Source organism: Streptomyces sp. SA15 (assembly GCF_002291145.1).
In the GTDB taxonomy this organism is placed as follows: Bacteria; Actinomycetota; Actinomycetes; order Streptomycetales; family Streptomycetaceae; genus Streptomyces.
On sequence record NZ_NTGE01000042.1, the window covers coordinates 52,325 to 72,568 of the forward strand.

Sequence of the window (20,244 nt, forward strand, 5' to 3'; positions counted from 1 at the left end):
TCATCAGCCTGGATGCCGCTGAAGAGATCATCAGAGAGACGCCCCGGACTTAAGGCCCGGGGCGTCTCTCGTACTCACTGGATGGGGGAGTCGGGCGGGGGGAGTCGGATGATGCGCTCCCGGTCGACGGAGTCGACACCGTCCACCGCCTCCAGGGCCGGTATCCGGTCCTCCGCGACGGTGCCGGAGAGCGTGCCGAGGATCGGCTGCTCGCCCGTGACCGTCAGCCCGGCCCGCCGCAAGGCCTCGACCACCTCCGCGAACCGGTCGGGGTCGACCGCGAGGACGACCCCGACCGGCGCGGACCGGGACGACTCGCTCACGGCGCCTGGAGCAGGCCCGCGCCTACGTCCCTTACGGGCTGCGGCAGCGGGAACGCACCGGCCTTCAGACTGGCCATGAGATCGGCCGCGGAAGCGTTGGGGTTCGCCTGGGCGAGCAGTGCGAGGACACCTGCGACGTGCGGCGTGGCCATGCTGGTGCCGCTCAGGTTCTGGTACCCGCCGCCAGGGGCAGCCGAGCGCACGTCCCTGCCGGGCGCGGCGATGTTGATCTCGCCGCCCTGGCCGTTGATGCCGCCGTTGGAGAAGACCGACGTCGTGATCGCCCTGTCGAGCGCGGCCACCGCGAGGATGGAGGGGCAGTTGGCGGGTCGGCCGACGGGCTGGATGCTCGGGGGCCGCACACTCTCGTTGCCCGCAGCGGCGACGATCACCGTGCCGCGCTCGAGCGCGCGCTGGGCCAGAATCTCGTACGTCTGCGGGAAGAGCTCACCCGGTCGGACCTGACCGCCGAGCGACATGGAGATCACCCGTGCGCCGCGGGAGACGGCCCAGGCCATGCCCGCCAGGATCTGGCCGTCGCTGCCGGTGCCCGCGTTGCTGAGCACCTTCACCGCGAGGATGCGGGCGTCGCAGGCCACGCCGTAGCGGGGTCCCTGCTGAGGGTTGGCCGGGCCGGCGGCGGTGCCGATGCAGTGCGTGCCGTGGCCGTTGACATCCTCGACGCTCTCGCCGGGCACGAAGGAGACCGTTGCCTCGATGCGCCCGACCAGGTCCGGGTGGTCGGTGTCCACGCCGGTGTCCAGGACGGCGATCTTCACATCGCGTCCGGTCAGGCTCGACAGGCTGGCCCGGATCGCCTGCAGGCCCCAGGTCCACTTCTGCTCGTCCCATGCCGGTCCCTGGGCGGCGGCGATTTCGGCCCTGGTGTGGCGGTCGACCACGTTCTCGTCGCTGCGGTAGGCCGGGAAGAACTCGGTCGGCGCCTGCTGCGGGGCGGTGATCGGCGAGGCGTAGACCAGGCGCTCCGGCTCGGCCGCGATGATCGTGTTCTCCGCCTCTGCCGTGGTCACCAGCGCGTGGCGCTGCTCGGGCCGTACTTCGACGACGGCGGCGGCGAGGTCTTCGAAGAGCACCGAGACGTCGGGGCGCTCAAGGAGTTCGGAGACGTTCGCGGCCTCGGTTCCGCGGACACGTTCCACGGGCGCGATGTCGGCGGAGGAGCGCAGTGCGTTCAGTCCGCTCTCCTGGTTACTCGGGTCGAGCAGGACCACGTACCGACCGGTGTACTCCGTTCCCTGGCCCGTGACGGGGCCATTGGGCCGAAAGGGCTGCTCGCCGAAGGCGCGTCTGTCCATGGGTCCGTTCGCCATTGAATTTCCCGCTTTCTTTTGCGCTTCCCGCGCGTCGGTTCATGGCGTGTCAGGTGCCAAGGGTGGTGGGGCGCGCGGTTCAGCCGTGTGTCGACGCGTGGTGCCGCCGCCTGGCAAGGCTGTCCCCTGCCAAGCCGTTCGGCATTGCCCCCTCACTCACCGTCGCACCGGGTACGAAGGCCCGCAACCCAGCGCCGCTACCCGTGGGAGGCGCTCCGACCTCCGCGGGAAGGGAAGGCCGCAGTGCCTCTGCGTGCGGGTGACGCTCCGTCACTCGGGGCGCGACGTCGGCGACATCAGGCACCCACACCTCGCCGCCGCGTCGGGGACCGTCGGAGCCGACGCAGTCGCCCTCCCGTGCGGTGGTGGTCGGCCGGGATGTCGGCCTGCGACGTGGAGTCGTCGGACGAGGAGCGATCTGACGGGCTGGGGTCGGACGGGGTGGAGGGCGCGCTCGTGGCGTCGGTCGGTGTGTTGCTCGCCGCGTCGGTCGCGGTCTCAGCCCCGCACGCGGTCAGCAGGGTGACAGCTAGGATGCCGCCGACGAAATGGGGGGCTTGTTTCCGTATAACGACTCCGGAGTGGTTCGCGGACGGTCGGGTGTCTGCTCGCCACAGATGTCTACCGGAACCGTCCGGGACCCCTCCCCGCGCCTTACCCGCACGCTCGTCGACGCCGGGGGCCGGACCGTCGGATGAGCAGAAGCCGGCCGAGGAGCAGGAGCCGGCCGAGGAGCAGAGGCGCTCCTGGGTGGCGCGTCACCCAGACCCTGCCCCGGTGATCCGCGGGCCCCTCGGCCCCAGCGGTCGGCGGCGGTGGCCGCTGCCAGGTCACGCCACACCGCCGACGCCACACCGCCGACGCCGGGCCGCGCACAGTGAGCGCCCGGCCCGGCTTCGGCGGCCGAGCGGTGAGTGACGGTTACGCGGCGAACCGGCCCGCGTATGCGGCGAGGCAGTAGTCCCAGCCACGAGGGGACTCCACACCGCCGCGCACCGCGGGCGCTCCGGCACCGTGGCGCTCGAAGTGGCGGTGTTCGAGCTCCACTCGGGTACGTCCCTCGCCCTCGGCGACGAAGCGCACCTCCACCTCGCTGGCGTGCGCCGGGTCCGGGTCGTACTGCCACTCGCCGTCCAGGTGCCAGGCCAGCACGAGACGGTCGGGCGGCTCGTACGCGAGCACCCGTCCGGTGTCGCACTCGGAGCCGTCGACCCCGACCTCGTACCAGCGTCCGCCGGCCTTGGGCTCGACGACGAAGTCGGCCATGTCGACCTTGCCGATGTGGTACTCCCTCGGCCACCAGCTGCCGAACTGCTCGGTGAACACCTGGAACGCTCGCTCCGGCGTGGCGGCGACTGTGATCGTCTTGCGCACCGCGTCCTGCGTCTGTGTGGGCTCGCTCATGATTTCGGTCCTTCCACGGGCTTGGGTGGTTGTGTCGCGTCCTGCTCCGTATCCGCTTCGGCGTCCTGCTCCACGGCCGCCGCGAACGCGGCCAGCGCGTGGTCCCACATCCGGTCCAGGTACTCGCGCATCGCGGCGATCGCGGCGGGCTGGACGCGGTACACCCGCCGAGTGCCCTCCGGCTGATCGGCCACCAGCCCGGCCTCCTTGAGCACCTTCAGATGCTGGGAGACCGCCGGGCGGCTGACGGGCAGCAGGTCGGCCAGCTCGCGCACCGGCTTCGGGGCCGCCACGAGGCTCTCGAAGATCGCGCGCCGGGTCGGGTCGCCCAAGGCTTCCAGCGCGCGCCCGCCATCCATTCGGTAAGTCTCCACTAACGGTAAGCTAACACTTACGAATGCCCACGTCGCCGGTTCTGACGAGGGTTTCCGAACAGATGTACCCGAACAGCTCCCTGGCCGGTTCGACGCGACCGCTGCGCAGCCCGGCGGTCAGTGTGCGGCCCCGATCGGTGAGGGACACCAGCTTGGCGCGCCGATCGGCCGGATGGGCTGCGCGGGCCGCCAGGCCGTCGGTCTCCAGCGCGTGCAGCAGTCCGGTGACACTGCGCGGGATGACGCCCAGCCGTGCGGCCGGCGCCCGCTGGGTCATCGGCCCGTCGTGGAACAGCGTCCACAGCGGCGCGGTCAGCGCCCGGGTCAGGCCGTGTTCGGCGACTCCGCGCTGCGCCATCGCGCCGAGCAGTTCGGCGAGCTCGAAGAGCCGGTCCAGTGAGACGCTGTCGGAAGCGGCCTCCTCAGGAACCCGCTGTCGCAGAGGACGGTGACCAGCCATGACCACTCGGACCAGGCCGCCTGGCCGACCTCATCCGCTCTTCGCCCGCTTCTACGCCAAGGTCGCCGGCCCCGCCCTCGACAAGGCCGGCATCACCCAGCACCGCAGTCGCCTGCTGTCCGGTCTGACCGGCGAAGTCATCGAGATCGGCGCGGGCAACGGGCTGAACTTTCCGCACTACCCGCCGCAGGTGACGCGTGTACTGGCCGTCGAACCGGAGCCGCGCCTGCGCGCGCTGGCCGAGCAGGTCGCCGACACCGCCCCCGTGCCGGTGGAGGTGACCGACGGGGTCGCTGAGCAACTGCCGGCCGAGGACGCCTCGTTCGACGCGGTCGTCGTCTGCCTGACCCTCTGCTCGGTGGCCGACGCGCACGCCGCGCTCACTGAGATCCACCGTGTTCTACGGCCCGGCGGGCAACTCCGCTTCTTCGAGCACGTACGCGCCGACTCACCCGCCATGCGCCGCGTCCAGCGCGCCCTGGACGCCACCGTCTGGCCCCTGCTGATGGGTGGCTGCCACACCGGCCGCGACACCCGATCCGCCATTGCCGCAGCCGGGTTCACCATCACCTCGATGGAGAAGTTCGCCTTCCCCGAGACCCGCCTGCCTTCCCCGGCGGCCACCCACATCCTCGGCACGGCCGAGCTCCGCCGACCGGAGGGCACACGATGACCACTCCCGAGCACGAGACTGTGCCCTCGGACCATTCCCCGTCCTGCGGTGTATGGCCTGCCCCGGCTCGTCGGGAGCGTGCAGAACACGGATGTGCCCTGCTGGGTGCGCTGCGCCTGGTTCCTGGCGACCAGCCCTTCGAGAGTGGTGCGCACCACGGTTGTGGCGATCTCCGCCGCCGAGCGCGGTTCGCTCCGCTCGGTGAGGTGACGTCGGACCAGGTCGACCAGCGTGGGCTGTGCCGTCTTCGCTGCTTCGAACCTTGCCTTCCCGCTTCTCGCCGGCCGACTTCCCGACCACGACTCGACGGGGCAACTCGCCCAGCTGCAGGCGGAGTTCACACGTCTGCAGTGGGTTGGGGTCAATTCTTCGGTACGACGGTGATGACGACGTTGCCGATCTTCTGCCCGGTCTCGACATACCGGTAGGCGTCGACGATCTGCTCCAACGGGTAGCGTCGGTCGATGACCGGCCTGAACTCCCCTGACTCGATCAGGTCCCGGAAGTACCGCACCATGTCCTGGTCCTGCCTCGGAAAGGGAAACTTCACCTTCCTGCCGTGGAAGAGGGCCGTGATGAGCGGCAGGAGCAGGTTCTGCCACCCGGGGCCCAGCTCCGAGGACAAGTACAGCCCGCCGGGTTTCAACAGCCGTCTGCAGCGGCCGAACGTGCTCTTGCCGACCGTGTCGAACACCGCGTCGTAGCTCTGCTCGTCCCTGGTGAAGTCCTGGGCCGTGTAGTCGACGACCCGGTCCGCGCCCAGGCCCTTCACCAGCTCCAAGTGCGCCGTGCCGCACACCGCGGTCACGGTGGCCCCGCAGTGCTTCAGGAGCTGCACGGCCGCCGAGCCGATGGCGCCGGTCGCGCCGTGGACGAGGACGTCCTGTCCGCCCCGGACGCCGGCCTTCTTGATGAACGCCAGAGCGTAGTGCGCGCCTTCGGTACCGGGAGCGGCTTCCTCGAAGGTCACGCCCGTCGGCATGGTCGCGATGGCGCCGTCCTGCGGAACCGACAGGTACTCGGCGTGGGTGCCGAATGCGCCCTCGTTGTACCCGAAGACCCGTTCGCCGACCGTGAAGGACGTGACGCCTGAGCCGACCGCTTCCACCACCCCCGCGTACTCGGTGCCCAGCACGGTACGCCGTGGTCGGGCAAGGCCGGTGAACGCGCGCATGAAGAAGGGGCTGGCTGCCCGGTAGGCGCAGTCTGTCCGGTTGACCGTCGTCGCGTGCACCCTGACGAGAACGTCACGGTCCCCGATCGCGGGCTGGTCCACCTCGGCGATCTGGACCATGTCCGGCGGCCCGTACCGGTTGTGCACCGCTGCCTTCATGGGCGAAGCCTAGCGGCGGTGTTCTGGTGCCGGGGCACTAGCGTGTGGGGAAATGACAGGGAAGTGTCAGGTCTGCGGGGGTCTGATCGAGCGCGGTGGCGGGCCGGGGCGGACCGCGTCGTACTGCTCGCAGGCGTGCCGTCAGCGCGCCTATCGGGAGCGGCGGCGGCCGGCCGTGGTTGCCGTCAGGGAGTTGATTTCCGATATCGGGGACCGGCTGGAGCGGCTGCGACTGGAACCCGGGCCCGCGTTCCACGCCGATGCCGAGGGCCTTTCGACTCGGTTCGCGCAGCTACGGCGCCTCGCGCGTCAGGCCCGTCAGGACCCCGCTCGGCAGACGGTCGCCACGGCAGCCGGTACTGGCGAGACGGAAAGCGTCACACCCGCCGACGTGACGAATCCCGGTGTCACGGATTCCGGTGTGACGCGCTTCCTGGGCAAGCAGAACCGGCGTCCGACTCCTTATGAACCGGTGCCGGGCATGGACTCCGGCGGCGGGCCGCCGCCACCGCGTCTGCCGTGGCTGCAGCCGTTTCCGGACGACCAGTTGCCCGAGACCCCCACACCCCGGCACGAGCCCGACGAACAGGCCATGGCGAGCGAGACCCTCGAACTGGTCTTCCCGCCCGTCGGCGGCGCCGGTCCCAGCTGCCCCCCGCCCACCCGGATGAGCCGACCGGTGGCCGACGCACAGGCACGGCGACCCTTCGACGCCGCCGGTGCTTCGGCGGCCGGAAAGCGGCGCTGAACCTGTGGGGAACATGAGAACATGTGTGATCTCTGGTGCGCCTGGGCAGACGCCGCCGTTATGAGCACCCCCCATCGGAGCACGGTAGACGAGGCCACGGAGCAGCAGAGCCTGGGCGTGCGAGCGGCGCTGCCGCTCGTCCCCTCGCAGGCGGAACGGCTCAGAGGCGGCGGGCGGGGCTTTTCGTCGGCACTGCGCGGTGGGCGGGTGGCGGGGCTGGACGGATTGCGGACGGTCGCCGTGGTGTTGGTGATCGTGTATCACGTGGAGCCGGACCTGGTGCCCGGAGGTTCGGTGGCCGTGGACGTCTTCTTCACGCTCAGCGGTTTCGTCATCACCCGGCTGCTGGTCGCCGAGTACGCCCGTACCGGTCGCATCGGCCTGTGGTCGTTCTACCGGCGGCGGTGGCTGCGGCTGGTGCCGGCCATGCTGGTGATGTGCGCTGTCACCGCCTTGCTGTCCGTGGCGCTCCCGCTGCCGCTGTTCGACGGGGCGTGGTTGGCGGCGGCGCTGGCCGCGGCCTCGGTGGTCAATCTCGTACGGGCCGGGGAGTCCGGGCCGTACTCGGATCTCACCGCGCCGCTCAGCCACACATGGTCCCTGGGGGTGGAGGAGCAGTTCTATCTGGCCTGGCCGCTCCTGCTGCTGGTGCTGCTACGGCATGCGACGGCGCGGACGGTGCTGGGCTGGGTCGCGGCGCTGTGCCTCCTGCCGGTGCTCTGGCGGACGGTGCTCTGGGACCCCACGGCGGCGCACCGCATCTACAACGGCCCCGACACCCGCGCCGACCAGCTCCTCGTCGGGGCCCTGCTCGCCGTCGTCCTGGCCCGACTGCGCGCCGACGACCCCCGACTGGCGCTGCTGCGCCGATGGGCGGGACGGCTCTGCCTGCCCGCGCTCGCGCTGCTGGGGCTGATCGCCTGGCAGATCCCGATCACCGAAGCGGGCGGGTGGAATCCTGTGTGGTACACGGTCGGATTTCTGGCCGCCGCCGTACTGTCGGCCACGGTGGTGGCAGCGCTGGACCTGTGCCCCCGGTCGTGGCCTTCCCGGCTGCTGTCGCTGTCCGCGCCGGCATGGGTGGGACGCAACCTCAGCTACGGGATGTACCTCTGGCACTACCCCGTCATCCGGCTGCTCTCCGACCTCGGTGTGGACGGCGGCTGGCTGCTCCCCGCGGGCGTCGCGGCGACGGTCGCGGCGGCCCTCGCCTCGTACGTCCTCGTCGAACGGCCTTTCCTACGACGCGCCCGGTTCCCAGTGCGCCGACTGGAGCCCGTTGACGCTGCAGCACGTTCACCAGCTCTGTGACGAGGGCCTCGTCCGTCCCACGCGCTACGCGGGGGCTATGCCATGACTGCGGGGGCTGTTGCCGTGAAGGCGTCCGCGTGCTCCGCAGACCACTTGGCGAAGGTGCGGGCCCGGTGGCCGGTGACCTTCTCGACGGTGTCGAGGACCGTGCGGCCCACCTCCGGGGTGTTGCCGTACGCCTCGAGCAGGAAGCCGATGACGTCCTCGGGGTGGCCCGCCGCCCGCCATTGCGCGACGGCCTGCTCCTCGGTCAGCTCGACCAAGGAGATGTCCCGGCCGCGGGCGGCGGCGATCGTCGCCACCTTGTCGCCGACGGTCAGCAGCTCGGGGCCGGTGATCACGTACTCCTGGCCCGCATGGCCCTCCTCGGTGAGCGCGACCGCGGCGACGGCTCCGATGTCGCCCTCGTGGACCATGGCGCTCAGCCGGGAGACGAACGGCTCGCGGACTTCGTCCGAGGCCACGATCCCGTCCGCCCACTCCAGGGCGTTGGCCATGAACTCGACCGGCATGAGCACGGTCCAGTCCACACCGTCGGCGGCACGCACGGCGTCCTCCAGCAGGGACGGCCCGCCGCCGTGCAGCACGGTGACCCGGCGTACGCCTGCCGCGCGGGCCGGCTCCAGGATGCGCGGGCCTGTCTCCAGCGGGGCGAAGTAGGCCCCGCCAAAGGTGATCAGATGGAGGCCGGTGACGCCCTCCAAGGCCGGGATCATGCTGTCGGGGGCGGTCAGGTCACCCTGAACGACCTCGACGCCGGCCGGGAGGGTGGCCCTCGCCGCATCCCGGGTGAGGGCGCGGACCGCGTGGCCGCGGGCGAGCAGTTCGGCGACGACCTGGCGGCCGACGGTTCCGGTGGCACCGGTGACAAGGATCTTCTGCGTTTGCGTCATGGCACGACCGTAGGAAGCCTTGCGGTCGGTTTCTGTCCGCAAGGCTCGGGGGGGAGGCGGCGATCACCTTGAGGCGACCGTTCTGGCCATGGGGCCGTGCCAAGTGATGGGGGAAAATCCGAGAGCGGCGGCCCGTCAGCGACACCGGCGGGCGTTGAGCCGGGCGGCCTGGCGCGTCAGGTGGGCGCGCTCGGCGAGGTTGGGTGCCTTGTGGGCCGCCTCGGCGTACAGCCGTGCCGCCGTCGCCAGGTCGCCGTCGCGCTCGTGGAGGTACGCCGCCACCGCGGCGTGGCGGGGCAGTGAGTCGTCCAGCGCCGCGAGAGCCGCCAGGCCGGCGCGCGGTCCGTCGGCCTCACCGACGGCGACAGCGCGGTTGAGCCGGACGACCGGGCTGTCGGTCAGACGCGCGAGCTCGTCGTACCACTCGACGATCTGCACCCAGTCGGTCTCCTCGGCGGCGGGCGCGTCGGCGTGGAGTGCCGCGATGGCGGCCTGTGCCTGGAACTCGCCCAGCCGGTCGCGGACGAGGGCGCCCTGCAGGATCTCGACGCCCTCGGCGATCAAGCCGGTGTCCCACCGGCCGCGGTCTTGCTCGGCGAGCGGCACCAGGCTGCCGTCGGGCGCGGTCCGGGCGGCGCGCCGGGCGTGGTGGAGCAGCATGAGGGCGAGCAGTCCCGCGACCTCGGGGTGGTCGATCGCGGCCGCGAGCTGCCGGGTGAGCCGGATGGCCTCGGCGGCGAGGTCGACGTCGCCGGAGTAGCCCTCGTTGAAGACCAGATAGAGGACGCGCAGCACGGTGGCGACGTCGCCGGGCTGGTCGAACCGCACGCCGGAGACGGTGCGTTTGGCCCGGCTGATGCGCTGCGCCATGGTCGTCTCGGGCACCAGGTAGGCCTGGGCGATCTGGCGGGTGGTCAGCCCGCCGACGGCGCGCAGTGTGAGCGCGACCGCGGACGACGGCGTCAGCGACGGGTGGGCGCACAGGAAGTACAGCTGGAGCGTGTCGTCCACCGCGGGCGCGGGCCCGGGCTCCGGCTCCTCGTCGACGAGGTCCTCACGCCGGCGGCGGGCGGCGTCCGCCCGGGTCGCGTCGAGGAACTTGCGCCAGGCCACGGTGATCAGCCAGCCCTTCGCATCCCGCGGCGGGTCGGCCGGCCAGACGCGGACCGCCTCGACGAGCGCGTCCTGCACGGCGTCCTCGGCCGCCGCGAAGTCGGCTCCGCGGCGGACGAGGATGGCGAGCACGCTCGGGGTGAGGCTGCGGAGCAGGGCCTCGTCCATCGGTGACGTCACTCCGTGATGGTGGGCGACACGCCGTAGAACGGGCGAAGCTCCAGCCACTCGTGGATCGGCTTCCCGCCCGCCCCAGGAGCGGCCGACAGTTCCCCGGCCAGCTCGATGGCGCGCTCGTAAGTGTCGACGTCGATCACCATCCAGCCGGCGATGAGGTCCTTGGTCTCGGCGAACGGACCGTCGGTGACCGGCGGGCGCCCCTCACCGTCGTACCGGACCCACGTCCCCTTGGGGGCGAGCGCCTGACCGTCGACGAACTCGCCGGTCTTCTCCAGCCGGGCCGCGAAGTCGTTCATGTACTGCACGTGCGCCGAGATCTCCTCCGGCGCCCACTGGTCCATGGGCACGTCGTTGACCGCAGCCGGGGCGCCTCGGTAGTGCTTGAGCAGCAAGTACTTGGCCATCGTGTCTCTCCTCGGTGCTGTGCGACCCATTGTGGTCGCGTTCATCGCGGGGACGGAGCCGGTCACGGGTTCTCGACATCGCCGTCCGAACTTTCTTGGCTCTAGTGGATGAACCTGGGTGAGCCGTCTCGCGGTGACGGGTCCATGGCGTGGCGCGAGGGCGTCGCTGTGCGTGTCGTCCTGGCGCGTCGTGGTGTGCTCGGAGAGATGAGTCGTTCGGGGTGGAGGGCATGCGCAGAAGGTAGCTGGTGACACGTGAACGGGCCTTGGCCGCACTGGCCCCGAGGGCTTCGGCTGAATCGGGACCGGTGACGGCTGCGGTGCGGCCAGATGTGCTGTTCCAGCGCTGAGTCGCTGGTCAAAGCCGCTCGAACCGGAACGGGGCCAGGACTTCGCCCAGGTCCTCGCCGAGCGCCTCGGCCGCGACCAGGTCGCCGGCGTGCACACTCAGGGTCGCACCGCTGTGCGAGACGGCGAAGTGGAAGTTGGGCAGGTCGACGGCCCGTCCCAGGACCGGTAGGCCGTCGCCGGGAATGGGCCGTTCACCCACCCGAACGCTTTCCACGGTCGCGGCTCGGATCCCGGGGTACAGCGCACGACCCGCCTCGAGCACTCTTGTCACTGCCGATCGCTCAACGCTGATCTCACCGGTGCCGGACACATACGCGGCACTGTCGGTCTCACGGGTGTGCAGAAGGAGCCGTCCGGCGCCGTCCGGGCGTAGGTGGACGTTCGGGGCATGGATGACACGCGACACCGCGACCGCGACCGGCGAGGTGTAGATGAGCACACCGCGGGTGTTGCGCATCGGCAGAACCAGGCCGGCGAGCTCGGCGATCCTGGCAGCCTGCGGCCCCGCACAATTGACGACCGCGTCGGCGGAGAGCTGCCGCCTCGAGGCGAGCCGAACAGCGCGCACCAGACCGGCGGTCGACTCCAGGCCGGTGACAGGGTCGTTCAGTACCATCTCGGCACCACGGGAGACCGCGCTTGAGAGCAGGTGGCCGATGAGGCGGGTCGGTTCGATCCAGCCCTCGCGCGGGAAGTAGGCGATCCCGTCCGCCGGCAGCCCGGCCGGGTCGATGTCGGGTTCGAGGCGCAGTGCCTCCGCCCGGCTGAGCCAACGCGCCTCGTATCCGTAGTCCAGTACGCCGGCGACCTTCTTGCGCAGTTCCTCGCGCTCGGTGTCGTCGTCGGCCCACTCCAGGTTGCCGCCTTCGTGGTACCAGTCGCCGCCGGGTGTTTCGGCCGCCAGTTTCCGGTGGGCTCGCATGCCGGCGACACTGAGATCGTGGTAGGGCCGCGGTTGCTTACCGCAGGAGTTGGTCCACGAGAACGTCGCACCGGAGGTGCCGCCCGCCGGCGCACCGGCGTCCACGACGGTGACGCGCGCACCCCGCCGCGTCAGTGAGGCAGCCACCGCCGCGCCGTAGACGCCGGCGCCGATGACGACTACGTGCTCGACCACGCTGATCTGCCTCCCTTGTCGCACCACGCAGAGCGAATTCTCGTGTCGGCCACCCCCACCGGGATGCAACGGGTTACAAGCCGAGCACGCACGGTCGCGTGCGGTCAACAGCCCGGCGGTCGGTCCTGCGTCCCCGGCGGTGCCCTCCGGCAGGGCGGGAACCGGGAGGAACCCCCTTGACGTTGAGCAGTAGGCGAAGGAAATCAGGGGGTTCCCATGGCGTACGGATCGCACTACGGCCCTGGATCCGGGTACGGACCGCACGGCGTGTCCCGCCCCGCGCCGGCACCGCGTGGCGAGCGGGCCAAAGACGCGGCTGTCCTGGTCGCGGGCTGGGTCGCCCTGCTGTGGGCGCTTGAGGTCATCGACACCATGAGCGGCCACTCCCTGGATACCCTCGGTATCACCCCGCGCGAGGTCGGCGAGCTGCGTGACATCGTGCCCGCCGCCTTCATGCACTTCGGCTTCGACCATCTCGCAGCGAACAGCGTGCCGTTGCTGGTCCTTGGCTTCCTCACCGCTCTGTCCGGCGTCCGCCGCTTTCTCGCCGTCGTCACCGTGATCATCATCGCCAGCGGCCTGGGCGTCTGGCTCACGGCACCCGAATACTCCGTGACCGCGGGCGCGTCCGGCGTCGTCTTCGGCCTCTTCGGATACCTGCTGATCCGGGGCTTTGTGGATCGCCGCGCCGGTGACGTACTCGTAGGCCTCCTCGTCGGCGCGGTCTACGGCTCGATCCTGTGGGGCGTACTGCCCACGACGGCCGGAGTCAGCTGGCAGGGGCATCTCTTCGGCCTGATCGGCGGAGTGGCCGCGGCCTTCGCGTTCCGGCGGCCTCGCGGCGTTTGACTGAGGTCAGTGTGGAGGGAGTGTGGCTCCGCCACGCCCGGCTGACAGGTCCCGTCCAGGCGCTGTGAAGTGCAGGCCTTCGAGCTCCCGCCCGTCAGCCGTCTTTGAGCATACGTGGCCTGCTACTTTTCAGGCCGAGTTCCTGCCGGTGCCGTAGCACGCACAAGTGCGCGCCGGGAGGCGGGACTCACCGCACCTCCTCCCGGCCCAGCAGAGGTCGGACGTGCCGCACGAGCAGTTGTCCGCTCAGTTCGCTCAGTCGCGTACCCCCGTCCTTGGAGGGACCCGCCAAAACTCGCATACGCGATCAACGATGGCCTGTCCGGCCGGTCGAGAGTGACAACCGGCCCGTCCGGTTACCGTGCGTGAGAGGTCTTACGAACCGTGACTCACGTCTCTGATGCCCGTATCCTCGTCAATGCCAGGTAATTCCGAAATGTGGATTATCTCCCGAATGAGTGAGGCGGAGCGTGGCTCGGTCCGACGCGGAACCGATACCGGCGGGGCGTGTGGCAGGTGGCACGGGGCCCGCCCGTCTGCGTGAGCGCTTCCTGCAGGGTGAGGCGGTCGAGGCGGGTGTGCGAACGTCGATCCTGCATTCCTGGCAGCGCAGCCGGTCCTTGGGGCTGTCGCCGGACCAGTCCGACCTTCCCTTCCGGGGGGACTTCGATCCGGACGAGCGGATCATCCGCGCAGCCGTGCCCGTGCTCGACCGGCTGCAGTACAGGTTCGCCGGCAGCGCGATGAACATCTCCGTCGCCGATGCGAGCGGGACGGTTCTCCTGCGTCGTTTCGGAGAGGCGTCACTGGCCAGAAGTCTCCCGGCGATCCAGAGCGTCCCGGGATTCGTGTTCGCCGAGCAGTCCGCCGGCACCAACGGCATCGGTCTCGCGCTGGCGGAGCGGCAGCTCATCAGGGTCTACGGTGCCGAGCACTTCGCCGAGCGTTCCCAGGGCAGCGCCTGCCGCGCGCTTCCCGTCCGGGATCTGCTCAGCGGCCGCATCGAGGGAGTCCTGTGCTTCGGCTATCCGCGCAGCGCCGAGGACGCGGCACTGGACACCGTGATACGCAAGGCCGCCGAGGCCATCGAGCGGCGACTGCTGGGGCAGAGTTCCGCGCGTGAGCGCGCGCTGCTGCGGTCGTACCTGGACGCCGGAGCCGAAGCCGCCGCAGGCCTTCACCACAGCGTCGGGGTGGACGCACTGGCCTTCGAACTGCACCCCGGTGACCGGGCGATCCTCATGGAGCAGGCCGCAGAGCTGATCTCCCTCGCACAGCGGGCCGCCGTCGACGTGTCCCTGTCCGGCGGTCGGCGGGTCACGCTCCTGAGCCGTCCGATGACGAGTGCCTCCGGAGTGGAAGGCTTCGCCATCGAGGCCGTCCTCCCCGGCCCCTCACCGCGCGAGCCGTTCGCCATCCCGCACCAGGTCGAACAGTCACCAGGCCGTCCCGCCGAGTTCGCCGTCCTGCTGGCCGCCCCGCCGTCCGGGCACCTTCCCGACGCCGCACCCGGCCCGGCCGCCGTAGACGGCGAGGGCGTCACGACCGCCGGCGTCGACGGCGCGAAGGACGATCACCTCGGCTCCCCGGCCAGGGGCCTCGTGCTGGTGGGGGAGCCGCACGTGGGGACGTACGCCCTGGCCGCGCGACGCCGCCTGGAGCTGCTGTCCGAGGCCGGTGCCCGCATAGGCACCACCCTGGATGTGCGCCGCACCGCCCAGGAACTCGCCGAGGCCGCGGTGCCGCGACTGGCCGACTTCGTCACCATCGACCTGCCCGAGGCCGTACTGCGCGGCGAGGAGCCCGCCGATCCCCGCACCGACCTGCGCCGTACGGTGGCCCACGGCATCCGCGACGACTGTCCCTTCAGCCCGGTCGGCAAGCAGGTCGAGTACGGCCCGGCCTCGCCCCAGCTGCGATGCCTGGCCGGCGGACAGGCAGTGCTGGAACCGGACCTGAAGGCTGCCGCGGGCTGGCTCGCGCAGGACCCCGAGCACTCCGAACAGCTGCTGAGCCACGTCCACTCCCTCATCGCGGTCCCCCTGGTCGCGCGCGGTGTCGTACTGGGCGTCGCCGCCTTCTACCGCGCGAAGGACCCCGCCTCCTTCGGAGACGACGACCGCTCGCTGGCCCAGGAACTCGCCGCCCGCGCCGCACTGTCCATCGACAACGCCCGGCGCTACACCCGCGAACGCACCATGGTCCTGGCTCTGCAGCGCAGCCTGCTCCCGCACGGTCTGCCCGACCAGGACGCCGTAGAGGTCGCCCATCGCTACCTGCCCGCCGAATCCGACGTCGGTGGAGACTGGTACGACGTCATCCCGCTCTCCGGTACCCGCATCGGCCTCTTCGTCGGCGACGTCGTGGGCCACGGCATGCTCTCCGCCGCCACGATGGGCCGACTGCGCACCGCCGCACGGAGCTTCGCCGAACTCGACTTCCCCCCGGACGAAGTGCTCACCCACCTCGACAACCTCGTGGGGCGCCTGGACCGGGAGGACCCCGTCTCCGACGGCGGCGGCATCATCGGCGCGACGTGTCTGTACGCCGTCTACGACCCGACCTCGCAGCAGTGCACCATGGCCCGCGCCGGCCACCCCCCGCCCGCCTTGGTCCATCCCGACGGCGACGTCTCGTTCCCCGACCTGCCCGCCGGGCCGCCTCTCGGACTCGGGGGCCTGCCCTTCGAGGCCGCCGAGATGCCCCTGCCCGAGGACAGTCAACTGGTCCTCTACACCGACGGACTCATCGAGGACCGCCACCGCGACGTCGACGTGGTCCTCGACCAGCTGCGCGCAGCCCTGGCCCACCCGGAACGCAGTCCCGAAGAGACCTGCCAGGCGGTCCTGGACACCGTGGCACCCGCCCATCCCTGCGACGACATCGCCCTGCTCGTCGCCCGCACCCACGCCCTCGACCCCCATCGGATCGCCACCTGGGACCTGCCCGCCGACCCGGCGCGCGTCAGCGAAGTCCGCGCCGGCGCCATGCGACAGCTGTCCGACTGGGGACTCGACGAGGCCGCGTTCGCCGCGGAGCTGATGCTCAGCGAGCTGGTCACCAACGCCATCCGCCACGGTGCCGGGCCCATCCGGGTGCGGCTGCTCCACGAGCGCACCCTGATCTGCGAGGTCTCCGACACCAGCAACACCGCCCCGCACCTGCGCCGGGCGGCCACCACCGACGAGGGCGGCCGCGGTCTGTTCCTCGTCGCGCAGCTGGCGCGGAGCTGGGGCACCCGCTACACCCCGGAGGGCAAGGTCATCTGGGCCGAATGCGGGCTCGACGGCGCGTGAGGGCCCGAGCGCGCCGCTGAGGCGGGCGCGACCGTCCGGACACGCGAGAAACGGGTCGGCTGACCCAATCGGCGGTCACTGACCCGTTGGGATCACAAGAGACGATAAATGTCTGAGATATGGCTATATGCCCGGCTAGTATCGCTCATGACAGTCGGGAAGCACGCGCCAGGCCGATCACCGGAGATGTCCGTGGAACCTCTTGTCCGCGTCCGCGGGCTCACCAAGCGGTTCGGCGGGACCCTCGCGCTGGCCGGGGTCGACCTGGACGTCCACACCGGCAGCGTTCTCGCCCTCCTCGGTCCCAACGGTGCCGGAAAGTCCACGCTCATCAAGGTGCTCGCCGGCGTCCACCACGCCGACGCAGGACAGATCACGGTGGACGGGCACCCGCTCGGGAGTCATGCCGCTTCCCGCAGTATGTCCTTCATCCACCAGGATCTCGGTCTGGTGGAGTGGATGACGGTCGCCGAGAACATCGCCCTGAGCGCCGGGTATCCGCGACGCGCCGGACTGATCTCCTGGCGGCGGGCCCGAGAGCGCTGCACGGAGGCCCTGCGGATCGTGGCCGGACATCTGGATCCCGACGCGACCGTAGCCCGACTCGCCCCGGCCGAGCGTTCCTTGGTCGCCATCGCCCGAGCCCTGGCGGCACGGGCGAAGCTGATCGTCCTCGACGAGCCGACCGCCCGCCTCCCCGCCGCGGACTGCGCCCGGCTGTTCCGCGTCCTGCACGACCTGCGCGACCGGGGGCACAGCATCCTCTACGTCAGCCACCGTCTGGACGAGGTCTACGAGGTCGCCGACTCCTTCGCCGTCCTGCGCGACGGCCACCTCGTCAGCCAAGGCGCGCTGGCGGGCTACAGCCCTGCCCGCTTGGTGCGCGACATCATCGGCGAGGAAATGACCGACCACCGCCCCGCCACGGCCCCGGTCGGCGGACCTGCCGTCCTCACCCTGGACGGCGTACGGACCGCCGGCGTCGGACCGGTCAGCCTGGAGCTCAGAGCCGGGGAAGCCGTGGGCCTGGTCGGTCTCTCGGGCGCCGGACACAGGGACCTGGGCCGAGCCCTCGCGGGTGCCCGGCCCTTCCTCGGCGGACGGACCCTTCTCGGCGGCCGCCCGTACAGGCCCCGTACGGTCGCCGACGCCGTCGGACTCGGTGTCGCGTTCGTGCCCGGCGACAGAGTGCAGGAGGGCTGCCTCGCCGAGCTGACCGTGCGGGAGAACCTTCTGGCCAACCCCCGCGCGGGAGGCATGCCGGCACCGCGCTGGATCAGCCCCCGCCGCGAACGCGCCGAGGCCGCCACCCTGATGGAACGGTTCTCGGTGCGCCCCCGCGACAGCGAGGCCCCCATCGCCGCCCTGTCCGGCGGAAACCAGCAGAAGGTCATGATCGGTCGATGGCTCCGGGCGGGCCTGCGCCTGCTGATCCTCGAGGAGCCGACCGCGAGTGTGGACGTCGGCGGCAAGACCGCCGTCTACCGACTGCTCGACGAGGCATTGGCCGCGGGACTCGCGGTCCTGCTCATCTCCACCGACTTCGAAGAGGTCGTGGACGTGTGCCGACGTGCCCTGGTCTTCGTCCGCGGGTCCGTGACGGCCGAGCTGAGCGGTCCGGCCCTCACCGTCGCCGGGCTCACCCGGGCGGCATCGGCCATGCCCCGCTCCGAAACCACAACGGACACGTGACCGCCTCGCCCCCGCCCTCCTCGCCCCGGCCGCGACCACATCGGCCGGGCCGGCTGAGCCGACTCGGCCGACGGGGCGGGCCGAGGTTCCCGGCCCGACTGCGCGGCCCGGGCGGGCACCTCATCGGCGCTTACGGCCTTCTGGCCCTCACCGCCCTGCTCTTCCTGATCTTCTCCCTCACCCTGCCGCGCACCTTTCCCACCCTGGACACCGTCGACTCGATCCTGTTCAACCAGTCGATCCCGGCCGTCCTCGCGCTCGCCGCCATGGTCCCCATCGTGACCGGAGCGTTCGACCTCTCCATCGGCTACGGCCTCGGCCTGGCGCACGTCATGGTGGTGCAGCTCGTCGTCAACGAGGGGTGGCCCTGGCCGCTCGCCTGCCTCGCGGTGATCGTGGGAGGGGTTGTCGTGGGCGTCCTCAACGGTGTCATCGTCGCGTTCGGCCGGATCGACTCCTTCATCGCCACTCTCGGGACCGGCAGCATGCTGAACGCCGTGACCGGCTGGGTCACCGACGGCGGCCGGATCGTCCCCGGCCCGCAAGGACTCCCGGCCGCCTTCACCGAGATCTACGACTCCACGTTCCTCGGCCTCCCCGTCCCAGCCTTCTACGTGCTCGTGCTCGCGGTCGCCCTCTGGCTGGTGCTGGAGCGGCTGCCGCTCGGCCGGTACCTGTACGTCCTCGGGTCGAACCCGCGCGCCGCCGACCTCGTCGGCATCCCGATCCGCAGGTACACGGTCTACGCCTTCGCCGCATCGGGTCTGATCGTCGGCTTCGCCGGAGTGCTGCTCGCGGCCCAGCAGCAGATCGGCAACCCGAGTGTCGGCCTCGACTATCTGCTGCCCGCGTTCGTCGGCGCCCTCCTCGGATCCACCGCGATCAAACCTGGCCGCCCCAACGCGATGGGCACTCTCGTCGCCGTAGCCGTCCTCGCCGTCGGTCTCACCGGCATCGGCCAGATGGGCGCTGATTTCTGGACGGTCCCGTTGTTCCACGGCGGCACCCTGCTCCTCGCCGTCGGCCTGGCCGGCTACTCCGCGCGCCGTCTGCGCACCGGCGTCGTCGCGGCCCGCGATGCGCCTGCCGCACCGCCGCCGTCCTCGCCGACGCAGGACGGTGGCGCAGCGGGCACTCCTCCATGATCCACGCCACGAGCACCACCTCAGTGCCCCCAGCCGCATCCTCCCGCTCATCTCCGCGAGGAGCCCTCGTGCACTGCAACCGCAAAGCCGCCCCCGGCGTCGGCAAGGCTCGGTCCGCCGCCACCGCCCTGCTGGTTGCGGCAACCGTCCTCGCCGGCTGCGAACGCGGCACGTCGACCGGCCCGGAGGGCTCCACCACGGGCCCGAGCGGCTGCCCCTCGGTCACCGCCAGGGCCCACGCCGCCGTCAGACAGGCGGAGAAGACGGACGCCCCCTGGAACGGACCGACCAGCGGCCCGCGGGCGGCGTCCGGCAAGACCATCGTCTACGTCGCCCAGACCATGACCAATCCCGGAGTGGCGGGCGCCGCGAAAGGCGTGAGGGAAGCCGCGCGGGTCATCGGCTGGGACGTCCGGGTGATCGACGGTGGCGGTACCCCCGCCGGAATCCAGGCGGCAATGAGCGAGGCCGTGGCCCTCAGGCCCTCGGGCATCGTCATCGGCGGATTCGACCCCCACTCGACCTCGCGGCAGGTCGCGCGGGCCAACGCGGCACGCATCCCGCTCATCGGCTGGCATGCGATCGCGTCCCCCGGCCCCAGTCGGCAGCCCCAGCTCTTCACCAACATCACCACCAAGGTCGAGGACGTGGCCGCGGTCAGCGCACAGTGGGTGATCTCCAGCTCCAACGGCAATGCCGGGGCCGTGGTCTTCACCGATGCCTCGATCCCCTTCGCCAAGAACAAGTCCGAAATGATCAGGAAGGAACTCGCCACCTGCTCGGGCGTGCAGCTGCTGGCGTACGTGAACATCCCGGTCCCGGACGCGAGCAGCCGTACGCCCCGGGAGGTCTCCTCGCTCCTGTCCCGCTTCCAGGACCGGTGGACCCACTCCGTCGCCATCAACGACCTGTACTTCGCCGATGCCGCCCCGGCCCTCCGCGCGGCGCGCAAGGAAGGTTCCGGCCCGCCCTTCAACATCGGCGCGGGAGACGGCGACCCCTCTGCCTTCCAGCGCATCAACAGCAAGCAGTACCAGGCGGCCACCGTGCCCGAACCGCTCTCCCTGCAGGGCTGGCAGATCGTCGACGAGTTCAACCGCGCCTTCTCCGGCCGCCCCGCCAGTGGATATGTGGCCCCCGTCCACATCAGTACGGCCGACAACAGCGAGGGTGCGACGTCCTGGGACCCGGCGGGCTACCGGGAGGCGTACCGGAAGATCTGGGGCACCTGACAGCGGCGTCGGGAT

Annotated in this window: 18 protein-coding genes; 8 read left to right on the plus strand and 10 right to left on the minus strand. The window is 71.1% G+C overall.

Features of this window, described 5'->3' with window-relative positions:
- Window positions 1-74: 74 nt before the first annotated feature.
- From CLM62_RS07760 to CLM62_RS07780, 5 genes are all read right to left on the minus strand, one after another.
- Window positions 75-323: a hypothetical protein gene (locus CLM62_RS07760; RefSeq protein ID WP_095749111.1), complete on the minus strand. Its 249-nt coding sequence runs from the start codon at window positions 321-323 to the stop codon at window positions 75-77.
- Window positions 320-1,639, minus strand: a complete 1,320-nt coding sequence (locus tag CLM62_RS07765) for a S8 family serine peptidase (protein ID WP_257003714.1) — start codon at window positions 1,637-1,639, stop codon at window positions 320-322. Before CLM62_RS07765 ends, CLM62_RS07760 begins: the two co-directional genes overlap by 4 nt.
- A gap of 936 nt (window positions 1,640-2,575) precedes the next feature.
- Window positions 2,576-3,058: an SRPBCC family protein gene (locus CLM62_RS07770; protein WP_095749113.1), complete on the minus strand. Its 483-nt coding sequence runs from the start codon at window positions 3,056-3,058 to the stop codon at window positions 2,576-2,578.
- A complete protein-coding gene (locus tag CLM62_RS07775) occupies window positions 3,055-3,417 on the minus strand; it encodes a helix-turn-helix transcriptional regulator (RefSeq protein WP_095749114.1) in 363 nt (120 codons plus the stop codon). Before CLM62_RS07775 ends, CLM62_RS07770 begins: the two co-directional genes overlap by 4 nt.
- A gap of 25 nt (window positions 3,418-3,442) precedes the next feature.
- Entirely contained in the window at window positions 3,443-3,892 is a 450-nt protein-coding gene (locus CLM62_RS07780) for a MarR family winged helix-turn-helix transcriptional regulator (protein ID WP_095749115.1), read from the minus strand.
- On the opposite strand from CLM62_RS07780, the gene CLM62_RS07785 reads away from it, so the two are divergent.
- Window positions 3,891-4,565 (plus strand): class I SAM-dependent methyltransferase, encoded by a 675-nt coding sequence (locus CLM62_RS07785; RefSeq protein WP_095749116.1) that lies wholly within the window; start codon window positions 3,891-3,893, stop codon window positions 4,563-4,565. The two genes, CLM62_RS07780 and CLM62_RS07785, sit on opposite strands and share 2 nt — an antisense overlap.
- Before the next feature lie 361 nt (window positions 4,566-4,926).
- On the opposite strand, the gene CLM62_RS07795 is transcribed toward CLM62_RS07785, so the two are convergent.
- Window positions 4,927-5,898, minus strand: a complete 972-nt coding sequence (locus tag CLM62_RS07795; RefSeq protein ID WP_179381996.1) for an NAD(P)-dependent alcohol dehydrogenase — start codon at window positions 5,896-5,898, stop codon at window positions 4,927-4,929.
- A 52-nt stretch (window positions 5,899-5,950) separates the two neighbouring features.
- Here CLM62_RS07795 and CLM62_RS07800 point away from each other — a divergent pair, with 52 nt between their 5' ends.
- Together CLM62_RS07800 and CLM62_RS07805 are read left to right on the plus strand one after the other, a co-directional pair.
- Window positions 5,951-6,646: a hypothetical protein gene (locus CLM62_RS07800; RefSeq protein ID WP_143658972.1), complete on the plus strand. Its 696-nt coding sequence runs from the start codon at window positions 5,951-5,953 to the stop codon at window positions 6,644-6,646.
- A 60-nt stretch (window positions 6,647-6,706) separates the two neighbouring features.
- Window positions 6,707-7,957: an acyltransferase gene (locus tag CLM62_RS07805; protein WP_095749119.1), complete on the plus strand. Its 1,251-nt coding sequence runs from the start codon at window positions 6,707-6,709 to the stop codon at window positions 7,955-7,957.
- 35 nt (window positions 7,958-7,992) lie between these two features.
- Here the strand turns inward: CLM62_RS07805 and CLM62_RS07810 are convergent, their stop codons facing one another.
- From CLM62_RS07810 to CLM62_RS07825, 4 genes are all read right to left on the minus strand, one after another.
- Window positions 7,993-8,850, minus strand: coding sequence for an NAD(P)H-binding protein (locus CLM62_RS07810; protein ID WP_095749120.1), 858 nt, complete (start codon window positions 8,848-8,850; stop codon window positions 7,993-7,995).
- A 135-nt stretch (window positions 8,851-8,985) separates the two neighbouring features.
- Window positions 8,986-10,131: an RNA polymerase sigma factor gene (locus tag CLM62_RS07815; RefSeq protein WP_095749121.1), complete on the minus strand. Its 1,146-nt coding sequence runs from the start codon at window positions 10,129-10,131 to the stop codon at window positions 8,986-8,988.
- Window positions 10,132-10,139: 8 nt separating this feature from the next.
- Complete coding sequence (locus CLM62_RS07820; protein WP_095749122.1) at window positions 10,140-10,547, minus strand: YciI family protein; 408 nt, start codon at window positions 10,545-10,547, stop codon at window positions 10,140-10,142.
- Between the two features lie 358 nt (window positions 10,548-10,905).
- The gene (locus CLM62_RS07825) at window positions 10,906-12,015 is read right to left on the minus strand and encodes an FAD-binding oxidoreductase (RefSeq protein ID WP_095749123.1); all 1,110 of its coding nucleotides are present in this window, start codon (window positions 12,013-12,015) and stop codon (window positions 10,906-10,908) included.
- A gap of 216 nt (window positions 12,016-12,231) precedes the next feature.
- On the opposite strand from CLM62_RS07825, the gene CLM62_RS07830 reads away from it, so the two are divergent.
- The 5 genes from CLM62_RS07830 to CLM62_RS07850 all read left to right on the plus strand — a co-directional run bounded on the left by CLM62_RS07830 (window position 12,232) and on the right by CLM62_RS07850 (window position 20,229).
- Window positions 12,232-12,864: a rhomboid family intramembrane serine protease gene (locus tag CLM62_RS07830; RefSeq protein WP_095749124.1), complete on the plus strand. Its 633-nt coding sequence runs from the start codon at window positions 12,232-12,234 to the stop codon at window positions 12,862-12,864.
- A gap of 470 nt (window positions 12,865-13,334) precedes the next feature.
- Window positions 13,335-16,160: a SpoIIE family protein phosphatase gene (locus CLM62_RS07835; RefSeq protein ID WP_095749125.1), complete on the plus strand. Its 2,826-nt coding sequence runs from the start codon at window positions 13,335-13,337 to the stop codon at window positions 16,158-16,160.
- A gap of 186 nt (window positions 16,161-16,346) precedes the next feature.
- Window positions 16,347-17,852, plus strand: a complete 1,506-nt coding sequence (locus CLM62_RS07840) for a sugar ABC transporter ATP-binding protein (protein ID WP_095749126.1) — start codon at window positions 16,347-16,349, stop codon at window positions 17,850-17,852.
- Complete coding sequence (locus tag CLM62_RS07845) at window positions 17,849-18,997, plus strand: ABC transporter permease (RefSeq protein WP_095749127.1); 1,149 nt, start codon at window positions 17,849-17,851, stop codon at window positions 18,995-18,997. Before CLM62_RS07840 ends, CLM62_RS07845 begins: the two co-directional genes overlap by 4 nt.
- Window positions 18,998-19,065: 68 nt before the next feature.
- Entirely contained in the window at window positions 19,066-20,229 is a 1,164-nt protein-coding gene (locus tag CLM62_RS07850) for a substrate-binding domain-containing protein (protein ID WP_257003717.1), read from the plus strand.
- Window positions 20,230-20,244: the final 15 nt, after the last annotated feature.

What these genes read in the sequence shown, in the direction of transcription:
- CLM62_RS07765 (WP_257003714.1), bottom strand. Translation starts at nt 1,639, where the DNA reads ATGGACAGACGCGCCTTCGGCGAGCAGCCCTTTCGGCCCAATGGCCCC.
- CLM62_RS07770 (WP_095749113.1), bottom strand. Translation starts at nt 3,058, where the DNA reads ATGAGCGAGCCCACACAGACGCAGGACGCGGTGCGCAAGACGATCACA.
- CLM62_RS07775 (WP_095749114.1), bottom strand. Translation starts at nt 3,417, where the DNA reads ATGGATGGCGGGCGCGCGCTGGAAGCCTTGGGCGACCCGACCCGGCGC.
- CLM62_RS07785 (WP_095749116.1), top strand. Translation starts at nt 3,891, where the DNA reads ATGACCACTCGGACCAGGCCGCCTGGCCGACCTCATCCGCTCTTCGCC.
- CLM62_RS07780 (WP_095749115.1), bottom strand. Translation starts at nt 3,892, where the DNA reads ATGGCTGGTCACCGTCCTCTGCGACAGCGGGTTCCTGAGGAGGCCGCT.
- CLM62_RS07795 (WP_179381996.1), bottom strand. Translation starts at nt 5,898, where the DNA reads ATGAAGGCAGCGGTGCACAACCGGTACGGGCCGCCGGACATGGTCCAG.
- CLM62_RS07800 (WP_143658972.1), top strand. Translation starts at nt 5,951, where the DNA reads ATGACAGGGAAGTGTCAGGTCTGCGGGGGTCTGATCGAGCGCGGTGGC.
- CLM62_RS07805 (WP_095749119.1), top strand. Translation starts at nt 6,707, where the DNA reads ATGAGCACCCCCCATCGGAGCACGGTAGACGAGGCCACGGAGCAGCAG.
- CLM62_RS07810 (WP_095749120.1), bottom strand. Translation starts at nt 8,850, where the DNA reads ATGACGCAAACGCAGAAGATCCTTGTCACCGGTGCCACCGGAACCGTC.
- CLM62_RS07815 (WP_095749121.1), bottom strand. Translation starts at nt 10,131, where the DNA reads ATGGACGAGGCCCTGCTCCGCAGCCTCACCCCGAGCGTGCTCGCCATC.
- CLM62_RS07820 (WP_095749122.1), bottom strand. Translation starts at nt 10,547, where the DNA reads ATGGCCAAGTACTTGCTGCTCAAGCACTACCGAGGCGCCCCGGCTGCG.
- CLM62_RS07830 (WP_095749124.1), top strand. Translation starts at nt 12,232, where the DNA reads ATGGCGTACGGATCGCACTACGGCCCTGGATCCGGGTACGGACCGCAC.
- CLM62_RS07840 (WP_095749126.1), top strand. Translation starts at nt 16,347, where the DNA reads ATGTCCGTGGAACCTCTTGTCCGCGTCCGCGGGCTCACCAAGCGGTTC.